This is a genomic window from Psychromonas sp. KJ10-2 (assembly GCF_047323255.1).
Classification (GTDB): Bacteria; Pseudomonadota; Gammaproteobacteria; order Enterobacterales; family Psychromonadaceae; genus Psychromonas.
In genome coordinates, this window is record NZ_CP178827.1 from 2,661,666 (window position 1) to 2,684,972 (window position 23,307).

The window sequence follows — 23,307 nt, forward strand, 5'->3', positions numbered from 1 at the left end:
TTGGTGAGGAGCGCGATCAAATCAACCTATTGAATGTACTGCTAACGGGCACTAATTACATGAAATTAAGTTACTTTTACTCAGGTAAAAGTTGATCTATTAATGGCTGTAATGGGTATAAGTACAGGGTAAATTTATAACAATAAAAACTAAAGGACGAACAGTATGAAAAAAATACTACTTACAACGGCGATTGCATTTGCATTACCATTAAATGTTTATGCAGCTGATGAAAAAAGCGAGTTTGTTGAAGGTGACGCAACGGTTGCAGGTGAAGCCGAGTTAGGGGCAACAGTAACAACAGGTAACACTGATACTTCTTCATTTAAAGCGGCTTTAGAAATAAAGCAAGAGCTGTCTGATTGGGAAAATACTTACTCTTTTGATGGTACCTACAAAAAAGATGAAGATGAAGTAACAGCAAAACGTTATTACTTCGAAGTACAAGGTGATTATCAAATCAATGATACCAGCTATGCTTTTGCAAATACTAACTATGAGATTGACCCGTTCTCAGGTTATGACTACTCATCAAGTACATCTGCTGGTTATGGTTACCGTTTCATTGATTCAAAAGATATGTCTTTAACGGGTGAAATTGGCCCTGGTTATGTTTACCAAAAATATGATGATGATTCAGCGGAAACTGAAGGTGAAGATTACGATGCAAGTGCAGTCGCCCATATCGTTGTTGATTTTGAAACTAAAATTGGTGATTCTGCAAAATTCCAACAAAAATTTGTTGCCGATTGGGGTAGTAAGTTCGATGGCCGTTCTGAAACATCAATCTCAGCTAATCTAGTGGGCTCATTAGCAATGAAATTCGCGGTTGTAGTGCGTTATGATAACAAGCCACTTGAAGACGTGAAAAGCACTGATACAGAAACAACGATGACCTTATTATATGGTTTTTAATGCGTAGCATTTAATCACAACACCATTAAATAGCCTTATTATCATCTAAAAATAAGGCTATTATTTTTTCTCAGCGCCTACCTTTTCTTTTTGATAACTCGTAATCAACTGATTTTTATCATAAAATGGCTCAAAATGATATTGTTAATGTTAATTTGATCACATTATTCCTGTTGAACTTTGTTTTTATTTTTTAATTCTTATGTTAGTCATCTGCATTTGTTAGAATCTTTTGCTATTACTTAAAAGGTTGATTTTAATGCGGCGTTATGTGCCTTCCCTCCCACTGATATTTATTCATACTGTGCTTCTGGCACTGATTTTCGCTCATCCTGTTTTTGCCCAGCAAGAAAACCTCAACGTAGAATTTACTGATCAAGAAAAGCTGTACATTAAACAGCATCCGGTTATTAAAGTTCACACGTCGGATTCTTGGTACTCTTTTAATTATATTGAGAATGGCGAAGTCTCTGGTTACAACAATGATTTAATGCGCTTAGTCGCTGATAAAGTAGGGTTAAAAATTGATTTTGTTGTCGGCTATGAGTGGGCTGAAATTCTAAAAAAATGAAGAATAGAGAGATAGATGTTATCTCTAATATGAAAATAACCCCAGAAAGACAAAAATTTACCACCTTTACCCATTATCAAACATTGAGCTCTGTAGATGGTTTATTAACTAGGGCTGGAGAGGTCTACTTAAATGATCTTAGTGATATAGAATCAATTGCAGTGATCAAAGGGTTCTTTTATGAGGAGTTAATCTCTAAATATTACCCTGATATTCGTTTAGTGCTTACCGATACCACGGAACAATCCATTCAATTATTAGTGGAAGGTAAGGTTAATGGGGTATTAGATGCCTATGATGCCATTAATTATTATGTAGAACGTTCTTTATTACAAAACTTAGTCAATACAGCCTTAATCGACCATAAAGTTTTTCATTATTTACCTAAGTTTATGGGAGTTCAGAAAGGTAATTTAGTACTGCGTGACATTCTTGATAAGGGATTATTATCTTTAAATAAACAAGACTTAGATAATTTACATCAGAAATGGAGGTCTCAAATTAGTTTTGCCAAGTCCTCCTACGCGGCGAATTACCAAGAGAGATTGCCAATTTTATCCACGCTTCAGCAAGATTATTTAGATCGACATGGTGCGTTGATTATGTGTGTTGATCCTGATTGGTTGCCAATAGAAGCGATTCGTAATGGTAAACATATTGGTATTTCTGCTGAGTTTGTTCGTTTATTTGCACAGCGCATTAGTAGTCCGATTGAATTATTAGCAACCTCTACATGGGGTGAAACTTTACAAGCTTTAAAGGAAGGACGTTGTGATTTTACACCGACCATCAAAAACACCCCTAATCGCCGTGAATATCTTTCTTTTACCCTGGACTATGTCACTTTTCCATTAGCATTAATTACTGAAGAAGATAATCGTCCATATAAGCTACAACAGGTACTGCATAAACCACTTGGCATGTTAAAAGGCGGCTCTTATCGAGAGTTATTAAGTCAACAGTACCCTGATACCGATTTCCATGAATACCGTACCTTGAAAGAGGGGTTAGATGCGGTTAGTGACGGAGATATATATGGCTTTATTGATGTGCTACCTGTGATGGTGAATCAGATTCAGCATGGTTATCCTAATTTAAAAATTGTCGACCAATTTAGGAGTGATTATTCATTTGCGTTAGCCGTTGAAAAAGGCAACCTTCCTTTACTCAGTATTTTTAATAAAGTGATTGAGTCGATTAGTTTGCAGAAGAAGCAAGAAATTTTAAATAAATGGCTACCCGCATTATATGAGAGAAAAACCAGCGTGCAGGGGTATTTAATCGCTCTGATTGCAATGTTTGTTACGCTTTTCTTATTATTGTTGTTATTACTCACCTATAAGAGTAAGCATCGACAGTTACAAGAAAAAAATAGACACCTTGAACGGTTAGCCATGCGTGATTATTTAACCGGCTTACCAAATCAAGCTTACTTTAATGAGTTATTCAAAAAAGAGTGGGTGAGAAGCAGGCGTTCTGGTGAGAAGATCTCTTTATTAATCATTGATATTGATAATACAAAACAGATTAATCAACGTTATGGCCGTGAGTCTGGTGACCAGTGTTTGATAGAGTTATCTCGTCGTTTAAACAATATTATACAACGCCCAGCGGATCTTTTAGCGCGTCTCGAAGAAGACACCTTTGTTGTGCTACTACCAGATACCAATGAAGAGGGAATTAAAGCGTTAACCGCTGAGATATTCTACATGCTCAATGGCAGTATTTTTCTTTTCAAGATGAGCAAGATGCTGAGCCTATTACCGTTAGTATTGGCGCGGCGTGTATGGACTCAGCTGGGAACTACCTTGAAGAGGAATTAAGTCGCCGTGCAAAGCAAGCCTTATATCAAGCGCAGGATAAAGGGACTGGTCAACTGGTGATTTATAAAAGCAGTCACCACTACCATGAAACTTGATCCCAGAAACATAAACTCAGAAACCTGAGTCATGAAACATCTCCTAAGTAACATAATCGCGTGTTGGTAAACTGTTGTTAGGTCAGTGACGGTTTATCATTACCTGATTGGCCTTCTCTTTTATAGGGTTTTGCACCTGATGAGATAATCGGTATAATCGGCGCTTATTTGCTCATAAGGCCCGCTTTTTATGCGCCCTAGTCACCGTTCTCCCGAACAACATCGCGATATTACCATTACCCGGCACTATACCGAATATGCAGAAGGCTCTGTATTAATTGAATTAGGCAAAACAAAGTACTTTGTAATGCGAGCATTACTGAATCTGTGCCACGTTTTTTAAGAGGTAAAGGCAAAGGTTGGGTAACCGCCGAATATGCAATGCTGCCACGTGCCACTCATACTCGTAATCAACGTGAGGTGATAAAAGGCAAGCAAGATGGTCGTACCTTAGAAATTCAGCGTTTAATTGCTCGCTCGTTACGCGCCGCTGTGAATCTTAAAGCTTTAGGTGAACACACCATTACTGTGGATTGTGATGTCATTCAAGCCGATGGCGGTACACGCACTGCGGCCATTACAGGTGCTTGTGTTGCACTAGCTGATGCGTTGAATTGGATGGTTGCTCAAGGGAAGTTGAAGAAAAGCCCGTTAAAGCAGATGATTGCTGCTATTTCTGTAGGGCTCTATCAAGATACTGCAATTTGTGACTTAGACTATGCAGAAGATGCTAAAGCACAAACAGATATGAATATTGTGATGACAGAGCAAGGCGGTATGATTGAAATTCAAGGAACGGCTGAGCAAGGCGAGTTTAGTCACCCACAATTACTAGCGATGTTAGCGTTAGCCAATAATAGTATTACCCAGTTAATTATCGAACAGAAAAAAGCATTGGAGATGGAGTAAAAATGAAAGCTTATCAAAAAGAGTTTATTGAGTTTGCAATTGAAAAACAAGTGTTGAAGTTTGGCGAATTCACCCTGAAATCGGGACGTATTAGCCCTTATTTCTTTAATGCCGGTCTGTTTAATACTGGGCGTGATTTAGCACGTCTGGGTCGTTTTTACGCAGCTGCGTTGCAGGATGCAGGTATTGATTACGATCTATTGTTTGGTCCTGCGTATAAAGGTATTCCAATCGCAACAACGACTGCAGTGGCTTTATCTAATGATTATGATCTAGATGTACCTTACTGTTTCAATCGTAAAGAAGCAAAAACACACGGCGAGGGAGGAAGCTTAGTTGGTTCGGACCTAGTAGGTAAAATCATGCTAGTGGATGATGTGATCACTGCGGGCACTGCGATTCGTGAGTCAATGGATATTATCAATGCACATAAAGCAGAGCTTGCGGGTGTGTTAATTGCCTTAGATCGCCAAGAAAAAGGTAAAGCAGAGTTATCAGCTATTCAAGAAGTGGAGCGAGATTACGATGCTAAGGTGATTTCAATTGTTAAATTGGCAGATGTAGTGACGTACCTTGAAACACTACCAGAGATGCAACAGCACCTTGAGTCAGTGAAAGCTTACCGCGCTCAATACGGTATTTAGACCCAACAAACAGATATAAAAAAGGCGAAGCAGTGATGCTTCGCCTTTTTTGATTTTGCTATTATAGCGTTATCTATGATTCCGCTTGGCTGTTAACCATAGGCGCTTTATCTTCATCAAATTCAGGGCTAGGTTGGTGTCGGCTAGCAATAAACGAGTAGATAACAGGCAGAATAAATAACGTAAACAGGGTACCGATTGAAAGCCCTGCTACGATCACAATACCAATGCCAAAACGACTCGCTGCACCTGCGCCAGAAGCAAATAATAGTGGGATTAAACCTGCTACCATCGCCGCTGTGGTCATTAATATTGGACGTAAACGCACCGTTGCGGCTTTCTTCACTGCGGCAATGCGGTCTAAACCATGATGTAATTGCTCCTCTTTAGCCACTTCAGCAATTAAAATACCATGCTTAGTAATTAGGCCGACTAAGGTGATCAGTCCCACTTGCGTATAAATATTCATGGTTGCAGCGCCCCATGCCAACACAATCAATGCGCCACTGATAGCTAATGGTACTGTCATGATAATGACGAGTGGATCGCGCATACTTTCAAACTGGCTCGCTAGTACCAAGAAAATAATAAATAAAGCCAATACAAAGGTGACATATAACGCGCCCCTTCAGTCACAAATTGGCGTGCTTCACCAAGGTAATCATGAGTATAACCTTGCGGTAATTTGGTCTCAGATAAGCCTTCAAAGAAAGTGATGGCGGTGCCCATGGTGACGCCTGGGGACAATACGGCCCCCACAGTGGCACTATTAAGCTGATTAAAATGAGGCAATGAACGCGGCTCTGCTATCACATCAATTGTAATTAACTCACTTAACGGTACCATGTCGTTATTTTTCGCTTGTACGTAGAACTCACCTAACTTTTCTGGTGATAAACGATACTTACGTTCAACCTGTGCAATGACTTCGTAGCTACGACCAATTAAATTAATTCGGTTTAAATAACCATCACTTAATAATGTCCCTAAGGTTGTACCGATATCTTGCATCGTCACACCGTAAGCACCTGCTTTATCACGGTCAATTTGGATATTCATGGTCGCTGAGTCAAAGGCTAAATCTAATTCTGAATAAACGAAATTAGGGTTGGCTTGTGCTTCAGCTAGTACATCCGTAGCAATACTCACTAAGCTCTGGAATGGATTAGAGGTAGTAATGACAAATTGCACAGGTAAACCACCTGAAGAGCCAGGTAATTCAGGTAGCTGGAAGGTGACTGTCGCGACTGAAGGAATGGCTGCAAACTTGGGTGTTAAGGTAGCAGATAGTTCCTCGGGGCTTTTTTCACGTTGACTCCAAGGTTTCATAATCGCAATGCCAAATGCTTGGTTTGCATTCGGGATACCTGACATCGCTAAACTGCTGTCAACTTCAGGTTGCTTTGAAATCTCATCTGTCACCAAGCGCATACTATTTTCAATAAAATCCAAATTAGCATTTGAAGGGGCTTTAGAGAGCATCATTAATACCCCTTTATCCTCTTTAGGGGCTAATTCCGATGGAATAAATTTAAATAAGAATGGCAGTGATATAAAGACCAATATTGCAAAAATAATAATTGCAGGTCGACGTACCATTAGTACATCAAGCGTATTGGCATATTTGTTGGTTAACCCTGTCAACACCTTGTCAACACCACGTTCAAAGCGATTTGGCTGATGATTAATGGTGAGCATTTTACTACACATCATTGGGGATAAGGTTAAGGCTACAATCCCAGATACAAATACCGCACCCGCTAGCGTTAAAGCAAACTCAGTAAACAATGAGCCTGTAATACCGCCCATTAGTGCGATTGGTGCATACACTGCAGCAAGTGTAATAGTCATCGAAATAACTGGTACTGCTATTTCACGTGTTCCTATTATTGCGGCACGGAAAGGCGGCTCGCCGGCTTTAATATGTCGGTCAATATTCTCTACGACGACAATCGCATCATCAACCACCAGACCAATCGCCAATACCATCGCGAGTAGTGTCATTAAGTTAATGGTAAAGCCAAACATCTGCATGACGACTGCAACACCAATCAATGACAGTGGGATAGTGATAATTGGGATGATCACTGCACGCCATGATCCTAAGAATAAAATCATCACAATTAATACAATTAAACCTGCTTCTGCAATGGTTTTAACCACCTCTACAATGGATTCTTCGATGGCAATAGTGGAATCATAAAGGACTTCCATATTAATCGAACTAGGGTTACTTTTTTCCAAGATAGGCAACATATCTCGTACATCAGCAGTGATGTCTAATGGGTTAGCTGTGGGTGTTGAGTCAATAGCCACTACTACTGCATCATTGCCATTCGCCATGGCGCGATAAGTATCATGACTTTTTTCAAGTGATACACGTGCAATATCTTGTAGATGTATGGTTCGACCATCTTCACGTGTCGCGATAATCAGCTTCTCTAACTGCTCTGCATTAGTCACTTGGGTTTTAGCATTACCATTGAATAATGTGTAATAGCCCATTGCTTGACCCGTTGCTGACTGAATATTATTCGCTTGAAGTATGCTGATCACTTCAGAAGTACTCAAACCAAAGGCAGCCATACGCTCTGGATCTAACCAGATGCGCATTGCAAACTCAGTGCCCCCATAAAGGTTAACTTTGGCGACGCCGTTAATACTAAATAGCTGTGGTTTGATGACTCGCTGAAGGTAATCGGTAATTTGACTCGAGTTAAGCTGGTCACTAGAAAAGGCAATATAGATAACGGAAGTGGTTGATCCGGTACTCACATCAATGGATGGGTCTTCTGCTTCACTAGGTAGTTGTGAGCTGACGCCATTTACTTTTGCAAGAATATCAGCCACTGCACCGCTGGGGTCGGTATTCAAGTTCATATTCACGGTAATAACAGAGCTGCCTAAGGTACTCTGTGAGCTGATATAATCAATGTTATCTGCTTGGGCAATGGCTTGCTCAATAGGCTGCGTAATAAAGCCTTGTATAAGGTCGGCATTGGCACCGTAATAACTGGTGGTTACCGTGACCACTGTGTTGGTCATATTGGGGTACTCTCGTACCTGCATTTTGCTTAGCGCTTGTATGCCTAGCAATACAATGAGCAAGCTCAAAGATATGGCTAAAACAGGACGCTTAATAAACGTATCAGTAAATTTCATTTAGTCACCTACAGTGCTGGGATAACAGAGGGTGCATTAAGCGCATCGGATTCAACAATCTCCACATGGGAGCCATTACTTAAACGTATCTGCCCACTAGTGACAATTTGGTCATTTTCACTAATGCCAGATAACACATGTATCTTGTCTCCCTGTGTTTTACCCAAGGTTACAATCTGTTGTTTTACTTCAAGGTAAGTGCTGCCATCCTCTGCTTCTTGCTCAGTGATTACGTAAACTGTTTCGCCATATAGAGTGTAGTTAACGGCTGTCACGGGTATAACTATTTGATCTTGTAGAGTAGGTAAAATCACATTTGCTTTAGCAAACATACCTGAACGCAAAATCTGTTGTTCATTTGGAATAGAAGCTTGTACTTGAACTAAACCACTTTGTGAGTTGACTGCTGGCTCAATAGCAGAAATTTTACCGGTAAAGCTGGTTTCTGGGTGTGCATCAATAAAGATGTTCATTGCCTGATCAATATGCAATTTATTTAAATCGTTTTGCGCAATCGTAAAGCGCATTTGCATGCGACTGATGTCTTCTAATTGTACAATGTCAGATCCGCTGGCGAGGTATTGGCCTAAGAATACATTTCGTAACCCGGCGATACCTGAAAAAGGTGCGCGAATGGTGCGCAAGCTAATCGTGGCTTCGTAACCTTCTATTTCGCCCTTTAATGCCAAGAATTCTGCTTCAGCATCGTCCACATCACCCTGTGAAATTGAGCCTTTTTTAAGCAGTGACTTTAAACGTTTATAATTACGTTCAATCGCAGGTAAACGAGCTTTAGCGGTTTTTAAGTTGGCTTTTTCTACTTGGCTATCAAGGTATAAAATAGGCTCATCTTTTTCCATCTGTTGACCAGAAGTGAAATTGATTTTTGTTACTTTACCCGCCACTTCATTGGCAATAGTGACACCTTGAATCGGTTCAATAAAACCAATCGCACGGAGATGCGGCGTCCAATCTTCTAGTTTTGCCGTTGTAGCAGTAACAGAGAAAACAGGGATAGGGCGAGAAGCAAGAAACTCTTTAATCTTTTGCGCCTTAAACATGTTAAATCCAATGACACTGCCAAAGACGACAATTGCCAAAATAATTGCCGATATTATCCATTTTTTCATTGTGTTAGTCCTGTTGATTGAAGTGTGGGTTTTGAATTGCTTGCCAAGAAGCATCTCTAACTAGATTCAATTGAAACTGGTCAGGTGGAACTCTGCCTCTTATGACTTGTTTTGCCAAGTTGAGTGCTGTTTCTATACTGATTGGCATCAATGCAAATAATTGCCAATTTAGGAAGCGTTTTGAGTCTATCCCTTGTTGATAGAAATTAATCAGTCGTTTAAACGTTTCATTCTCGAAGACAGTGACTTCTGCATGATCCATGTTAGGGACATAATGTAACATCTCCATTAATGTCATGCGTTTCGGGTTGTTAATGACAAAATTAAATGCATTTTGCCAAACTAGATCATACTTTTTCTTGTCCGGTAAATTATCATCCCAGCCAGTAAATAGTTGGTCGGCAGATTCTGTGCGAATCAGCTTCTGTAGTTCATTCATCAATGCATCTTTATTTTCAAAATAGCGATAAATGGTGCCGATAGATACTTCAGCCTGCTTTGCTAAACTTTGCATTGAAAAGGCATAAAACCCATGTTCCGTGAGTACGGCCTCTGCCGCTTTTAAAATTTTAATTTTTTTTGCATGAGTTCATTTATAAAAGTGAATGAATGTTCATTATCGTTAAATGAGATTGTTTTGCAATCTTAAAATATAAATATAGGTTGTGATCATTATGGACTATTTAAAACTTTTTATATAAAAAATGTATTTTAATTGCACTGATGTTGATAGTTTTGCTGCTCTACTGACTTTCTATGTAAAGATCCGTAAAATCTCATTGCGCTTTGTTAACTTAGGAAAACTCATGAAATTAAATCCTGGTCAGGATGCCGCCGTCAAAATGATCTCCGGACCTTGTCTTGTATTGGCCGGTGCGGGAAGTGGTAAAACCCGTGTAATTACTAATAAGATCGCCTACTTAGTACAGCATTGTGATTACCATGCTAAAAATATTGTAGCGGTTACCTTTACCAATAAAGCGGCGCGTGAAATGAAAGAGCGCGTGAGTGAAACCTTAGGTCGTAAAGAGTCGCGTGGATTAATGGTTTCTACCTTTCACTCTTTAGGCTTAGAGATAATTAAACGAGAAGTGAAAACGCTGGGGATGAAAGCGGGATTTACGCTATTTGATGATCAAGACACCTTGGCATTATTAAAAGAGCTCACCGAGAAACAGCTAAAAGAAGATATGGATTTGATTAAGGCACTGGTAACGCAGATTTCCAACTGGAAAAATGCATTAATTTTGCCAGCGCAAGCGATCAAACAAGCTAAAGGTGAGCGAGATGTTATCTTTGCGCACTGTTATGACTTATATCAACGCCAATTAAAAGCCTATAACGCACTAGATTTCGATGATCTGATTGTTTTACCGACCCTATTATTAAAGTTTAAAGAAGAAGTGCGCTTGCGTTGGCAAAAGAAGATCCGCTACCTGCTGGTGGATGAATATCAAGATACCAATACTAGCCAATATGAACTGATTAAATCTTTAGTTGGCGAGCGTGCACGTTTTACTGTGGTGGGGGATGACGATCAGTCGATCTATTCTTGGCGCGGTGCAAGACCAGAAAACTTGGTGTTATTGCAACGAGACTTTCCACAATTAAAAGTCATTAAACTAGAGCAAAATTACCGTTCCAGTCAGCGTGTTTTAAAAGCGGCTAATGTGCTAATAGCAAATAACCCTCATGAGTTTGATAAACGTCTATTCAGTGAATTAGCCTATGGTGAGTCCATTAAAGTATTATTTGCTAAGAATGAACAACATGAAGCAGAACGAGTGGTGATGGAGTTATCTGGTCATAAGTTTATGAATGGTACAAACTTTAAAGATTATGCAGTGTTATATCGAGGTAACCACCAGAGCCGATTACTTGAGAAAGTGATGATGGAAAATCGTATTCCCTACAAAATCAGTGGCGGTACTTCCTTCTTCGCACGCAGTGAAGTAAAGGACATCATGGCCTACCTGAAATTATTGGTAAATCACGATGATGAGAATGCTTTTATTCGTGTTGTTAATAAACCACCTAGAGGAATAGGGGCGGTGAGCCGTGAAAAACTTGGTAATTATGCCAACTTACGTCATATCAGTATGTTTGCTGCTAGTTTTGAAATTGGCTTAGAGCAAACCTTAAATGGTAAAGGGTTACAGTCTGTACAAGCTTTTACTCGTTGGTTAGTGGAATTAAATGATCGTTTAAAACGAGAAGATGACATTGATGTGGTACGTGACTTGATCCGTGATATTGGTTACGAAGATTGGCTCTATGAAAGTAGCCCAAGTCCGAAAGCCGCTGAGATGCAAATGAAGAATGTCTCTACGTTATTCAAGTGGGTGACTGAGATGTTAAAAGGCGATGATCTCGATGAAGAGATGACGTTAGAACAAGTGGTCGCTCGTTTAACCTTACGTGATATGCTGTCACGCAATGAAAGTGAGGAAGAGTTAGATCAAGTACAGTTGATGACCTTACATGCCTCTAAAGGTCTTGAATTTCCTTATGTGTATATGATCGGCATGGAAGAAGGTTTATTACCGCATCAGGTGAGTATTGATGAAGATAATGTCGAAGAAGAGCGTCGCCTCGCTTATGTGGGTATTACACGCGCACAAAAAGAACTCACCTTTACGCTAGCAAAAGAGCGAAGCCAGTATGGAGAAACTGTTAAGCCGGTACCAAGCCGTTTTTTGAATGAATTACCACAGGAAGATGTAGAGTGGGAAAGTGGTCCTAAAAAACGCACGGAAGAACAGAAGCAACAGTTGGCAGATAAAGGCATTGCTAGCTTAAAAGCATTATTTGATTGATTTAAACTAACTGGCTGTGAATATGACTACCGGTTAATAAGTAAGACTGGTCGATAGACCAAAAAAGGATTTACAATTTGTTTGCGGTGAATAGGTTTTTGCTCGCAGCTTTATAACTAAACTTAGACTATTAGGAGTCACACATGTTAGATAACATCGAAGGTCAACGCGTACCCAATGTTACTTTCCCAACTCGTCAGGGTGATGAGTGGGTAAATATCACCACAGACCAGTTATTTACAAATAAAACGGTTGTTGTTTTTGCACTGCCAGGTGCATTTACACCAACTTGTTCTTCAACTCACTTACCGCGTTACAACGAATTAGCTGCTGTATTAAAAGACAACGGTGTTGATGAAGTGGTTTGTTTAAGTGTTAACGATACCTTTGTAATGAATGCATGGCTTGCAGATCAAGAAGCTGAGCATATCACCGTTGTACCTGATGGTAGTGGTGAGTTCACTGAAGGTATGGGTATGTTAGTGGATAAAAATGACATCGGTTTTGGTAAGCGAAGCTGGCGTTACAGCATGTTAGTAAAAGATGGCGTGATTGATAAAATGTTCATCGAGCCAAATCAACCGGGTGACCCCTTTGAAGTGTCTGATGCTGATACTATGTTGAACTACATCAACCCCAATGCAAAAGCACCTTCAGCAGTGGCTTTATTAACTAAACCAGGGTGTCCTTTCTGCGAAAAAAGCGAAAGCAGCGCTGAAAGACAATAAGATTAAGTTTGAAGAGATTGTATTAGGTAAAGACGCAACTAGCGTGGCACTTAAAGCAATGTCAGGTCAAACCACAGTGCCACAAATCTTTGTTGATGGTAAGCACTTAGGTGACAGTGATGCAGCGGTTGCTTACGCAAACAGCTAAACAGCTTCTCAATTATGACTGATTATCAGCGTATGTTTTTATTAAAACATACGCTTTTTTGTATTTGATATTGATGAAATTGCAAAGTTATACCAATCATAGTAAGTAACTGATCTATTTTACTTGTTAAAATAACTTATTTTTTTCGTTGTAAGTTTCGTATAGGGAACAACCATTTACATCAACTTACGCCTCAAACTAAGCCATTTTTCCGGCGCAAAATTTAGATCAGTTATTTAATACAATTGGTATTAAAAGCGAATTTGGTTTGAAAATTAAAGATAAGCCAGAAATAGACCGACAAAAATAATTAATCCCACATAGTTATTATCTAAAAATGCTTTAAAACAATTTGCTCTTTGTCTGTCTCTAATGCTGTATTGCTGGTGGATAAACAAACCACTGACAATGACTAAAGCGATGTAATAAAAGCTATTTAACTCTTTTAAGATACCCACACTTAACAAAATCCCTAGCGTGATCAGTTGTAAACTCGCGATAATTACTTTATCTAACTTACCAAATAAGATCGCTGTCGATTTAACCCCTATTTTTAAATCATCCTCTTTATCTACCATGCCATACATGGTGTCGTAGGCCACAGTCCAAGTCAGGTTCGCGATAAAGAGTAGCCAAATAACAGAATCTAATTGGTTGGCTTGTGCAGCATAGGCCATCGGAATAGACCAACTAAAAGCTAACCCTAAGAAAACTTGTGGCAAATTGGTAAAGCGCTTCATAAAAGGGTAAATAAAGGCTAATAGCAGACCGATTAATGACAGTTGAATAGTTAACGTATTTTGCGTGAGTACCAATAGGAAAGCGAATAATGCTAATGTTAAAAACAGTATAACGGCTTCTTTGCTAGTGGCTCTTCCCGAAGGTAACGGACGATTTTTAGTGCGTTCTACAAAACCATCCAGTTTACGATCTGCAAAATCATTAATTACACAACCTGCGCTACGCATTACAAATACACCGATACAAAATACGAACAATGTGCCTAAATTAGGTAAGCCTGCTGCGGCTACCCATAAAGCCCATAGGGTTGGCCATAGTAATAATAAGGTGCCGATAGGTTTATCAGTACGCATTAAATCTAAGAAAGCTTGGCGTTTAGTGGCGGTAAAATATGAGATCATTGGTAAATATCCGATGCAGGTAGAAATACTTCACTAACTAGTAAGGGTTTGTTTTCTATATAAAAAAGTGACCGTCTTGCCCAAAGTGAATGCTCACAATGCTGTGAGAGTGTTTGGCATAACTGATGTATCAAAGAGCCTGGCTTAAATTCTGCTATCTGTATTTTTCCACGAACTAATGACGAATTTTGAAAGAGTAAACGGCCAAGCGATTCACTGCCAATTTCTGCCAGATTCTGCTGTTCATCAGATAAAGTTTGTTCGGGAATTTCAGTTTGTGCAAAAACATGTGCTGTGTGGTCACAATGCAAAAACACCTCACGTACTAATACCTGCTGGGCATCTGTAAAATAAGTGGACAGAGGCGTTTGCTCTGTTGAGGTGGTAACCTGTTGGCGTACTTCGACATGAAAGTGGCGACAATGTTGCTCAAGCTTCTTCGTTAATGAACTTTCATCTAATAACCACGCAAGAATAGGCTCTGAGCAATCAGGGACATAGCTAGCTTCTTGCCATGAGGCTGAAGAGGCGATATTAAGTAATTGGTTGAGCATATAAGCCTTTTATATAAATAGTATCTGTCACTTTAAGCTGCAGATTATACCCATCTGGTTGAGTTTATTAATGGCACTTAATAAAAATTATGATTGATTGTAAAGGGCGCGGGCAGTAATTGGGAATATTTTTTGATATTGCTACTTTTTTATCCACAATAATTGCCAGTGACTGCTATCATACGCATCAAAAGAATGTTTAAGTTTTGTGGGAATGAGTGATGTTTAAGAAAGTCGTTTTTTGTGTTTTATGTTTGCAGTTATGGTCTCCAGCTTATTTGGTGGCTGCTGAAGAAGCTGCACCTATATCATCGAGTTATCAATATTTTGAGTTAGAGCCTGACATTATAACCAACTACATTAAACCAGGTAAGAAGTTAGGTTACATCCGAGTGGGTATCGATCTGATGGTTAAATCAAACAAAGCATTAGAAGAAGTAGAGCTACATGAGCCCCTGATTCGAGATCGTATTATCACAGTATTAGGCGAACAAAGTGAAGAAAAAATCCGTTCTGTCAATGAACGCCAAGGGATTAGATTAAGCTGTTTAAATGCTGTTAATGACGCCATTTTTGAGGTCACAGGCGATCGTCCTGTAGAAGATCTGTTGTTCACTAAATACCTAGAACAATAATCTCTTTAATCGCCTGTCATCAGTGTCATAACTTCAGCTTGTGGCACACCAAAGCTAACAGTAAACCCGCTAACAACCCTACTAGATGCGCATAATTGGCAAGGTTAGCGGGTAAAATATCAATAAACCCAAGGACCAACCAGCCTAACAGAATAACAAACATACCATTAGGTAGTTGCACTCTGCTGCTTTTATCAAGTTGTCCAAACAACCAACAGTAGCCAATCAACGCATAAACTACACCACTTAATCCTCCAAAATACGGGCCGACGACAAAGAACTGTGCAAGGTTTGATGCGATCGCCGAAAATAAAAACAACAATAAAAGACGTTGTTTACCATGTTGTTTTTCAACGATGCCGCCTAGTTGCCACCACCAGAGTAGATTAAACACTATATGTAATAAGCTAAAGTGTAATAGAGCAGGTGTAATAAATCGCCAGCTTTGTAGGTAATCAAAAGGCTGTTGTTGATAAAAGGCTAAAAATGAATTTAATGGATTAAACACACCGAATGCAATTAATCCATAAATAACACAGCAAACAATAAACAGGCTATGTGTAAGTATGCCCGCGTGCTGTTTAAAATTACTGAATAGGTCGGTATTGGCATAAGAAAGTTGTTCTGGGGCACTGTTAGTATTGCCTGACTCCCAGCTTGCAGAGAGGTATTTACTTTGTGTTGGATTGGCTAAAAACTCGGTTAACGCTTGTTCTGCGATAGGTAATTTCCGCTCATCATCAAGCACAATTTCATAGCTAAATTCAGAATGCTCAATACTGTTTTTTATTTTTTGGCCGGTTAAGTAATCGGAAAAGGCTTGAGCTAAACGTAGATGCTCAAAACGATGTAATCGGGTCATAACGTTTCCTATAAATGCTTTTTATTCAGTCAGTGTAGCAAACAATATCTTGGTAAAGCTGTATTAATAATAATGAGGTTGCTTGCTTTTCTGTCCTATTGAACTAATTTAATTAGATCTGTCTGATAGTTGTACAGTGTGAATTAAATTGTACTTAAACAAAATAGGTTCACAAAGGCATTCGCGAGAGAAGTTTCACTTCTCGGCTAGCTTGGTGAATAAATAGAATCGTTTAGATCGGTACACTGATTCATCTAATATGATTGATATCAGATGGTATCGCGTCGGATATAAAACCGGCAGGATTAACCAGTGTAATACTATGTAGGTATATGAAAGTTATAACTATGTAGACTATTGGCGCTTTATGGTTTATTGATTTAAAATGATATAAATTGTATGGAAGTGACACATTATAATAACAAGGAAAATAATATGAATATTAAATCTGCTCGTACTTTAGCATTGGCTGCTTCTCTGTTTTTAGTACCCACTAGTTTTCAGGCTGCGTTTGCTGCTGATTTCGGTAGTATTGCTACTTCAAGTCTTGAAAAAGTAAGCTCTGCGACTACTAGTGCTGAAGATAAAGTAAGTGCTGCAAAAACTAGCGCAGAAGAATCAGTAAGTTCTGTTAGCTCAAGTGCTGATAGTTCAAAAATTGATATTAATACTGCTTCTATCTCAGATCTAACTTCTATTTCAGGTATTGGTACATCAATCGCAACTAAAATTGTTGAATACCGTGAAAAATACGGTGATTTCACTGACCTGGCTGATTTAACTAACATCAGTGGTATTGGTAGTTCAACACTAACTAAAATATTACCTTACTTAAGCCTATAATTTGCTTTAAAGGTAATTTGGAAAACCACTATTCTTAGTGGTTTTTTTGTTTTAGCTGCTTAATTTTTTATTAGGAAATAATAATGGCGATTTTAGTGACAGGTGGTGCAGGTTATATTGGTTCTCATACGGTTGTGGAACTATTAAATGAAGGGCAACAGGTTATTATTGTTGATAATCTGGTGAACGCTTCATTAGAGTCTTTAAACCGAGTAGAAAAAATCACTGGTAAAGCACCTATATTTCATCAAGGTGATATTTTAAATAAAGCCTTTTTAGATGATGTCTTTGCTGAGCATGAGATTGATTGTGTTATTCATTTTGCTGGTCTAAAAGCGGTAGGTGAGTCGGTCGCTAAACCTGTTTCTTATTATCAAAACAATGTGCAAGGCACTCTGACACTATTAGATGCAATGAAAGATGCGGGTGTATTTAAACTTGTATTTAGCTCTTCAGCAACGGTTTATGGCGATCCTGCAAGCTTGCCTATTCGTGAAGACTTCCCGGTTGGTGGCACCACAAACCCTTATGGTACGTCTAAATTAATGGTGGAAATGGTATTGGCAGATGTTGCTAAATCAGATCCACGTTGGGCTTTTGTTATTTTACGTTACTTCAATCCGGTTGGGGCGCATTTGTCTGGTTTGATTGGGGAAGATCCTAATGGCATTCCAAATAATTTATTGCCCTATATTGCTCAAGTTGGCGTAGGGAAATTAACTCAGTTAGCTGTGTTTGGTGATGATTATGATACACCTGATGGCACAGGGGTACGTGATTATATCCACGTTGTGGACTTAGCGATTGGCCACTTAAAAGCATTAACTCGAATTGCCAGTGAAACCGGTGTATTTATTTATAACCTAGGCACTGGTAACGGTTATTCAGTGTTGGATATGGTAAAGGCATTTGAAGCGGCAAGCGGTAAAGCGATTCCTTATCAAGTCTCTCCACGAAGAGAAGGGGATATTGCAGCCTGTTATGCCGCACCTGAAAAGGCACTGGCGGAGCTTGGTTGGCAAGCTGAGCGTGATTTAGATGCCATGATGCAAGATACATGGCGTTGGCAGTCAGCGAATCCGAGTGGTTATAAATAGCCTTAATACTCGGTAAAAATAACAGCATTGTTAATTATCTGATGTTAGGTACAGTTACTCTGGTTTTTCTAGAGTAACTGTTTCAACAACCAATCGACGATTGACAGTTAAGGTGCGTATAGCTGTACTCTATTTTTACCTGCACTTTTTGCCTGAAATAATCCCTGCTCTGCATAATTGACCAATTTACTGCTTTTTAACTCATTACGATAAGTTACTGCTCCGATGCTCACCGTAATATTAATAATTTCATCCTCATACTGCACACATAGCAATTCAGTACTTTTCCTGATCACTTCTGCGACTTGTTGAGCTACTTTATCGTTACTGTTATTGAGTAAAATAATGAACTCTTCCCCTTCCCAACGAGCGATTAGATCGGTTTTGCGAATACAATCTTTTAACTTGTGGGCGAGCCGTTTTAAGACTACATCACCTGCCGCTTGTGTATAAGATTCATTAATCTGTTTAAAGTTATCTATATTAATTAATAGGATTGAGAATGAGCCTTTTTGCATAGGCTGATTAAGTAGTTTGTCAGATAGCAGGTTATTAAAGTGTCGACGTGTATACACTTCGGTTAATTCATCCTTTTCCGATAACTGCTTTAATTTTACCGAGTGATCACTATTTTGCGTTACCCAACGATGGATAGCATAGGAAACAAGAATAAAGCCAAATAACTGGCCGATATCTTTGAACAGTACGGCTAATAACCAAGGCTGTACGAAAATTTCATTGAGGGTACTGGTAAACGCTGCAGTAAATAGAAAGAAGAAACCACTTACTAATAATTTATGAACGACTGGATTGTTTTTCACTCTATTAAGATTAATTAATAAGAAGAATAGCGTGATAGAGATAATAGAGTGAAAGAAAAGGTTATAGAGCTTGATATGATAAACAATAGGAAACAACCAAGCTTGTAGTACGACATAAGCAAGAACAAAATAGTAGAATGAGTGCAGTGTACTTTTTTTGAACAATGGCTGTTTCTCTATTGTAAATGATAATCAAATTAGTTTATGTTGATTATAAATAAATATTTTAGACAAGTTACTATAATTGGATTTTTTAGTAAATAAATGAACCTGTTTAATCTCTGATATTTGAATTTTGTGATTAATGCTTTATTTCTGTGAACTATCTCTCTATCATTAAGGATCCGTTTTTTAGATGGTTTTTTCCGATGCCTAAAGTGACTCAGCAAGATATTTCAACAAGTTTTGGTCGTAACATTATTGACCGAGGCACCCAGTATTTTAAAGAAAGTCGTGTACTAGCTTGCGACTACGATGAATCAACTAACTCACTGGTTGGACTAGTTAGAGGAAGTAGTGAAACTCCCTATAAGACTAAAGCATCCATTAAGCCTTCTAACAAAGGCGGGCTTATTATTCACAGTACATGTTCTTGTAAAGTTGGCTGGAACTGTAAGCATGCCGTTGCATTATTATTAGCTTACCAAGCCGATACACCTGATTATAACGTCGAAAACAGTTACCAAGCCTGGTATGAAATGCTCAGTGGTAAAGCTGCTGTGCCTGAAAAAGTAAGAGCTTCTGCTTATCAGGGGCATTTCCGTTTCTCATTTGATAAAAAAGTACTAAACCATGAACATCGTTACATTAAAGTGGAATACGGTACGGTACGTTTTCTAAAAAGTGAAAATACCCATGTGTTCAGTGAAAAAGATTTAGTGTCTGTCGCTGACAATGAAAGCTGGATGGAAAGTTTTAAATGGGTAGAAGACGTTGATGTTGAAATTTTACGTCTATTACTCACTAAAGAAGGGCGTGCCGCTAAGTTAGGAAAGACCTACATAAAAACGGAACTGGACCTGTTAGCGTTGCAAAAAATCTTAGCAACGGGACGCTGTTTCTGGGAAACATTAGATCAAAAAATCACACCAGCTGAAACCCGCGCCTTATCCTTAGAGTGGCAAGATACAGAAGAAGAACTTAAGCAGTTAAGTGTTAACCTAGCTGATTGTCATGATTGGTTACTGATCCCAACACCGACTCCCTATTTTTATGATTTAACACGCCATCAAGTAGGTAAAATAGGCACTGAGTTTAACCGAGATTGGTTACTGTCTTTATTGCAAACTCCGCCATTAGGTGCTGAGCAATGTGCTCACTTTACACAAGAAGTCTCATTAGGGTTTGCACAGGATATTTTACCTAATCCACAGCACTATGATATTCAGAAAATTGATGAGCAGTTACAAGTTATCTTTAAGTTAGACGTACAAACCATCAAAAGTCAGCCGTTATTCCTAGGGCGTTTATACTTCAAATATGGTGAGTTGGTATTAACACCAAGCATTTTGGAAGATAAACAACGCAATCAATATATGCATAAAGGGCAAATTGTTAGCATTGAGCGTAATATCGAAGCAGAATTAGCTGCTCTCAATGAATTTAATGACCTTTGTCTACTTGATGTGCATATGTATGACCCTAAATACAAGGTCACTAAAGACTTACAAGGTATTTTACCGCCTGAGCTTGGTGGCACTCAAGAGTTCCAGTGGTTGTCCTTATTAACTGCACATAAAGCACGCTTAGAAGTATTAGGTTGGCAGTTTGATATTGCTAAAGATTTAGCATTACAAAGCCAGCAGGTAGATAGCATTGATATTGATATCGATGAAAAAGGCAACTGGTTTGATCTCGGTGTGTCGATTGAAGTTGATGGCAAACGTATTGAGTTATTACCGTTGTTATTAGAATGGCTGCGAAGCAATGAAGATTGGCAACAAAATAGTTACGATATTCTCTTAGCGCAAGGTAACGGTCGTCCATTACGTGTTAAACGCGAGTCGATTCAACCTATCTTATCTATCTTACAAGAGTTAGGTGAAGTCAATGAAAGTAAAATCAACTTACCACAAAACCAAGCTGCTTTATTAGCACAGTTACCTGAAATTAACCGTTGGATTGGTGGTGAACATGTCCAGGCATTAGCTGAAAAACTCGCTAACTTTAGCGGTATTCAGGATATTGATGCTCCAAATGGACTAGCGGCAGACCTTCGTGACTATCAAAAAGAGGGCCTAAACTGGTTAATGTTCTTAAATGAATATGGGTTCTCTGGGGTACTTGCCGATGACATGGGTTTAGGTAAAACAGTACAAACATTGGCTTACCTGTTGTACAAAAAACAGCATCAATTATTAACACAACCGGCAATGGTTATTTGTCCAACGTCTTTAGTGGGCAACTGGTTGAATGAAGCAATCAAGTTCACACCGGATCTAAAAGTATTAGTGTTACACGGTGTAAGCCGTCATCAGTTCTTTAAAGAGATCAATGACTATGATTTAGTGATCACCACTTATCCATTGATTGCACGTGATTTTAAAGAGTTTACTGATTATTCATTTTCGGATTTGATTTTAGATGAAGCACAAACTATCAAAAATCCTTTAGCGAAAATGACGAAAAGCATTAAGTTAATTGATGCTAAACAACGTTTATGTTTGACCGGTACACCGATGGAAAATCACCTAGGAGAACTATGGTCTCTATTTGACTTCTTAATGCCTGGTTTCTTAGGTTCATACAGCACCTTTAACCGTGTTTATCGTAAAGGCATTGAAGGCGAAGGAAATCATCAGATCCAGCAATGGTTAATTCAAAAACTAAACCGTTTTTACTGCGTCGTACTAAAGATGATGTGGCTAAAGAGTTACCTGCAAAAACTGAAATTATTCATACCATTGGTCTGCAAAATGACCAGCGTACTTTGTACGAAAGCATCCGTATTACCATGGAGGCTAAAGTTCGTGACCTATTACGTGAAAAAGGCATGGCAAGAAGCCGCATTGAATTCTTAGATGCGCTATTAAAATTACGCCAAGCTTGTTGTGATCCTCGTTTAGTGAAGTTAGAGCATGCGAAGGATATTAAGAGCTCTGCGAAGTTAGATTTCCTAATGGAGTTGTTACCGGAAATGGTGGAGGAAGGGCGTCGTATCCTGATCTTCTCTCAATTTGCACAAATGCTCGGCTTGATTGGTGATGCGCTTCAGGAAGCGGGCATTGATTTTGTTAAATTGACCGGACAAACACGTAACCGTAGTGAAGTTATTGAGAAGTTCCAAGCGGGTGATGTACCTGTATTCCTAATCTCATTGAAAGCGGGTGGTGTTGGTTTGAACTTAACTGCTGCAGATACAGTGATCCATTATGACCCATGGTGGAACCCTGCGGTAGAAAATCAAGCGACTGACCGAGCGTATCGTATTGGACAGGACAAACCGGTATTTGTGTATAAATTGATTTGTGAGCAAACCGTTGAAGAACGTGTATTAGCATTACAATCACGTAAGCAAAAACTAGCCGATAGTGTGTACGGTAAAGAGCAAGAAGAGAACTTTGCACCAGACAATAGTGATGCATTATTGAAACTGTTTGAGCGTTATTAAATGCAAATTGATGAGGCTTTATTAGCACCGATTAATGCATTTTTATATGTTGAAACACCTCAAGCTTGGATAGATAAAGCCAAGCTTGAGGTGAATCAGAGCGCTTTATTAGTTGACCACATGATTTGTGAGTTAAAAGCTGCACAGACGGCTATGTTATTAATTCGCCGCTATGCTGTTGACAAAGAGAGCGGTGCTGCGTTAATGGCTTGGTTAACGCCTTATAATGATTATGTTTATCGCAATCAGGGAGATTGGAAAGCATTAGCTAATAGCAATCTGTCTAAGAAAATTGTGGCAAAACAAGGTACAGCTTACGGGCAAGACTTAATTGATAAGATGATTCTGTTAATTAAAGAGGAACTACATCACTTTTATCAAGTCGTGGAGATCATGCAAGCACGTGATATCCAGTTTGATTTTGTTGGTTCTAGCCGTTATGCCAAAGAGTTATTAAGCCATGTCACCACTCATGAACCAAATACCTTAATCGATAAACTGATTTGTAGTGCGTATATTGAAGCAAGATCCTGTGAGCGATTTGCTAAAATAGCAGCACATTTAGATCCAGTATTGAGCAAGTTCTATGTGTCATTGTTACGTTCAGAAGCAAGACATTATCAGGATTATTTAAGCTTGGCAGAGCAGATAGCAGGACAAGATATTAGTCAGCGTGTTGCTTATTTTGGTGAATTAGAAGGTCGCTTGATCAGTGAACCTGATGCAGATTTTAAATTTCACAGTGGATGCCCAATCTAATTGTTTAATAAACGGCTGTAATCTATATCACAGCCGTTACAAG

At 38.9% G+C, this 23,307-nt stretch carries 15 protein-coding genes and 5 pseudogenes; 13 read left to right on the forward strand and 7 right to left on the reverse strand.

Annotation, left to right across the window (positions count from 1 at the left end; translation table 11 throughout):
* Window positions 1-165 precede the first annotated feature (165 nt).
* From ACLKL2_RS12905 to pyrE, 6 genes and pseudogenes are all read left to right on the forward strand, one after another.
* Window positions 166-915 (forward strand): DUF481 domain-containing protein, encoded by a 750-nt coding sequence (locus ACLKL2_RS12905; RefSeq protein WP_113819714.1) that lies wholly within the window; start codon window positions 166-168, stop codon window positions 913-915.
* Between the two features lie 259 nt (window positions 916-1,174).
* Window positions 1,175-2,715 (forward strand): annotated as a pseudogene (locus tag ACLKL2_RS12910) (transporter substrate-binding domain-containing protein); the annotation flags it as partial.
* A 66-nt stretch (window positions 2,716-2,781) separates the two neighbouring features.
* The gene (locus ACLKL2_RS12915) at window positions 2,782-3,309 is read left to right on the forward strand and encodes a GGDEF domain-containing protein (RefSeq protein WP_413694319.1); all 528 of its coding nucleotides are present in this window, start codon (window positions 2,782-2,784) and stop codon (window positions 3,307-3,309) included.
* On the forward strand, window positions 3,273-3,404 hold the full coding sequence (locus ACLKL2_RS12920) for a hypothetical protein (protein WP_413691990.1): 132 nt from the start codon (window positions 3,273-3,275) through the stop codon (window positions 3,402-3,404). Before ACLKL2_RS12915 ends, ACLKL2_RS12920 begins: the two co-directional genes overlap by 37 nt.
* A gap of 190 nt (window positions 3,405-3,594) precedes the next feature.
* A pseudogene (gene rph / locus ACLKL2_RS12925) lies at window positions 3,595-4,313 on the forward strand (ribonuclease PH).
* A gap of 2 nt (window positions 4,314-4,315) precedes the next feature.
* Window positions 4,316-4,957, forward strand: coding sequence for an orotate phosphoribosyltransferase (pyrE, locus tag ACLKL2_RS12930; RefSeq protein ID WP_413691991.1), 642 nt, complete (start codon window positions 4,316-4,318; stop codon window positions 4,955-4,957).
* A 73-nt stretch (window positions 4,958-5,030) separates the two neighbouring features.
* On the opposite strand, the pseudogene ACLKL2_RS12935 reads toward pyrE, so the two are convergent.
* From ACLKL2_RS12935 to ACLKL2_RS12945, 3 genes and pseudogenes are all read right to left on the reverse strand, one after another.
* A pseudogene (locus ACLKL2_RS12935) lies at window positions 5,031-8,119 on the reverse strand (multidrug efflux RND transporter permease subunit).
* Between the two features lie 8 nt (window positions 8,120-8,127).
* Window positions 8,128-9,249, reverse strand: coding sequence for an efflux RND transporter periplasmic adaptor subunit (locus ACLKL2_RS12940; RefSeq protein ID WP_413691993.1), 1,122 nt, complete (start codon window positions 9,247-9,249; stop codon window positions 8,128-8,130).
* Window positions 9,250-9,253: 4 nt separating this feature from the next.
* Window positions 9,254-9,823 carry a TetR/AcrR family transcriptional regulator gene (locus ACLKL2_RS12945; protein WP_413694320.1) on the reverse strand — a complete coding sequence of 190 codons (570 nt, stop codon included), beginning with the start codon at window positions 9,821-9,823 and terminating at the stop codon, window positions 9,254-9,256.
* A 232-nt stretch (window positions 9,824-10,055) separates the two neighbouring features.
* Between ACLKL2_RS12945 and rep the strand changes: the two genes are divergently transcribed.
* Together rep and ACLKL2_RS12955 are read left to right on the forward strand one after the other, a co-directional pair.
* The gene (rep, locus tag ACLKL2_RS12950) at window positions 10,056-12,065 is read left to right on the forward strand and encodes a DNA helicase Rep (protein ID WP_113819319.1); all 2,010 of its coding nucleotides are present in this window, start codon (window positions 10,056-10,058) and stop codon (window positions 12,063-12,065) included.
* Window positions 12,066-12,208: 143 nt separating this feature from the next.
* Window positions 12,209-12,941, forward strand: a pseudogene (locus ACLKL2_RS12955) (glutathione peroxidase).
* Window positions 12,942-13,216: 275 nt separating this feature from the next.
* Here the strand turns inward: ACLKL2_RS12955 and ubiA are convergent.
* Entirely contained in the window at window positions 13,217-14,083 is an 867-nt protein-coding gene (gene ubiA / locus ACLKL2_RS12960) for a 4-hydroxybenzoate octaprenyltransferase (protein WP_413691995.1), read from the reverse strand.
* Window positions 14,080-14,637, reverse strand: coding sequence for a chorismate--pyruvate lyase family protein (locus tag ACLKL2_RS12965; RefSeq protein WP_413691997.1), 558 nt, complete (start codon window positions 14,635-14,637; stop codon window positions 14,080-14,082). The genes ubiA and ACLKL2_RS12965 overlap by 4 nt, the downstream gene beginning before the upstream one ends.
* A 221-nt stretch (window positions 14,638-14,858) precedes the next feature.
* Between ACLKL2_RS12965 and ACLKL2_RS12970 the strand changes: the two genes are divergently transcribed.
* Window positions 14,859-15,272, forward strand: a complete 414-nt coding sequence (locus ACLKL2_RS12970) for a flagellar basal body-associated FliL family protein (protein ID WP_413691999.1) — start codon at window positions 14,859-14,861, stop codon at window positions 15,270-15,272.
* Window positions 15,273-15,297: 25 nt separating this feature from the next.
* Here the strand turns inward: ACLKL2_RS12970 and glpG are convergent, their stop codons facing one another.
* Window positions 15,298-16,134 (reverse strand): rhomboid family intramembrane serine protease GlpG, encoded by an 837-nt coding sequence (glpG, locus tag ACLKL2_RS12975; protein ID WP_413692000.1) that lies wholly within the window; start codon window positions 16,132-16,134, stop codon window positions 15,298-15,300.
* Between the two features lie 435 nt (window positions 16,135-16,569).
* On the opposite strand from glpG, the gene ACLKL2_RS12980 reads away from it, so the two are divergent.
* Window positions 16,570-16,977: a ComEA family DNA-binding protein gene (locus ACLKL2_RS12980; protein ID WP_181817754.1), complete on the forward strand. Its 408-nt coding sequence runs from the start codon at window positions 16,570-16,572 to the stop codon at window positions 16,975-16,977.
* Window positions 16,978-17,060: 83 nt separating this feature from the next.
* Window positions 17,061-18,074 carry a UDP-glucose 4-epimerase GalE gene (gene galE, locus ACLKL2_RS12985; protein ID WP_413692001.1) on the forward strand — a complete coding sequence of 338 codons (1,014 nt, stop codon included), beginning with the start codon at window positions 17,061-17,063 and terminating at the stop codon, window positions 18,072-18,074.
* Between the two features lie 107 nt (window positions 18,075-18,181).
* On the opposite strand, the gene ACLKL2_RS12990 is transcribed toward galE, so the two are convergent.
* A complete protein-coding gene (locus tag ACLKL2_RS12990) occupies window positions 18,182-19,060 on the reverse strand; it encodes a GGDEF domain-containing protein (RefSeq protein WP_413692002.1) in 879 nt (292 codons plus the stop codon).
* 203 nt (window positions 19,061-19,263) lie between these two features.
* Between ACLKL2_RS12990 and ACLKL2_RS12995 the strand changes: the two are divergent.
* A pseudogene (locus ACLKL2_RS12995) lies at window positions 19,264-22,505 on the forward strand (SNF2-related protein).
* Window positions 22,506-23,264, forward strand: a complete 759-nt coding sequence (gene miaE, locus ACLKL2_RS13000; protein WP_413692003.1) for a tRNA isopentenyl-2-thiomethyl-A-37 hydroxylase MiaE — start codon at window positions 22,506-22,508, stop codon at window positions 23,262-23,264. It begins immediately after the preceding pseudogene.
* The last annotated feature ends 43 nt before the right edge of the window (window positions 23,265-23,307 follow it).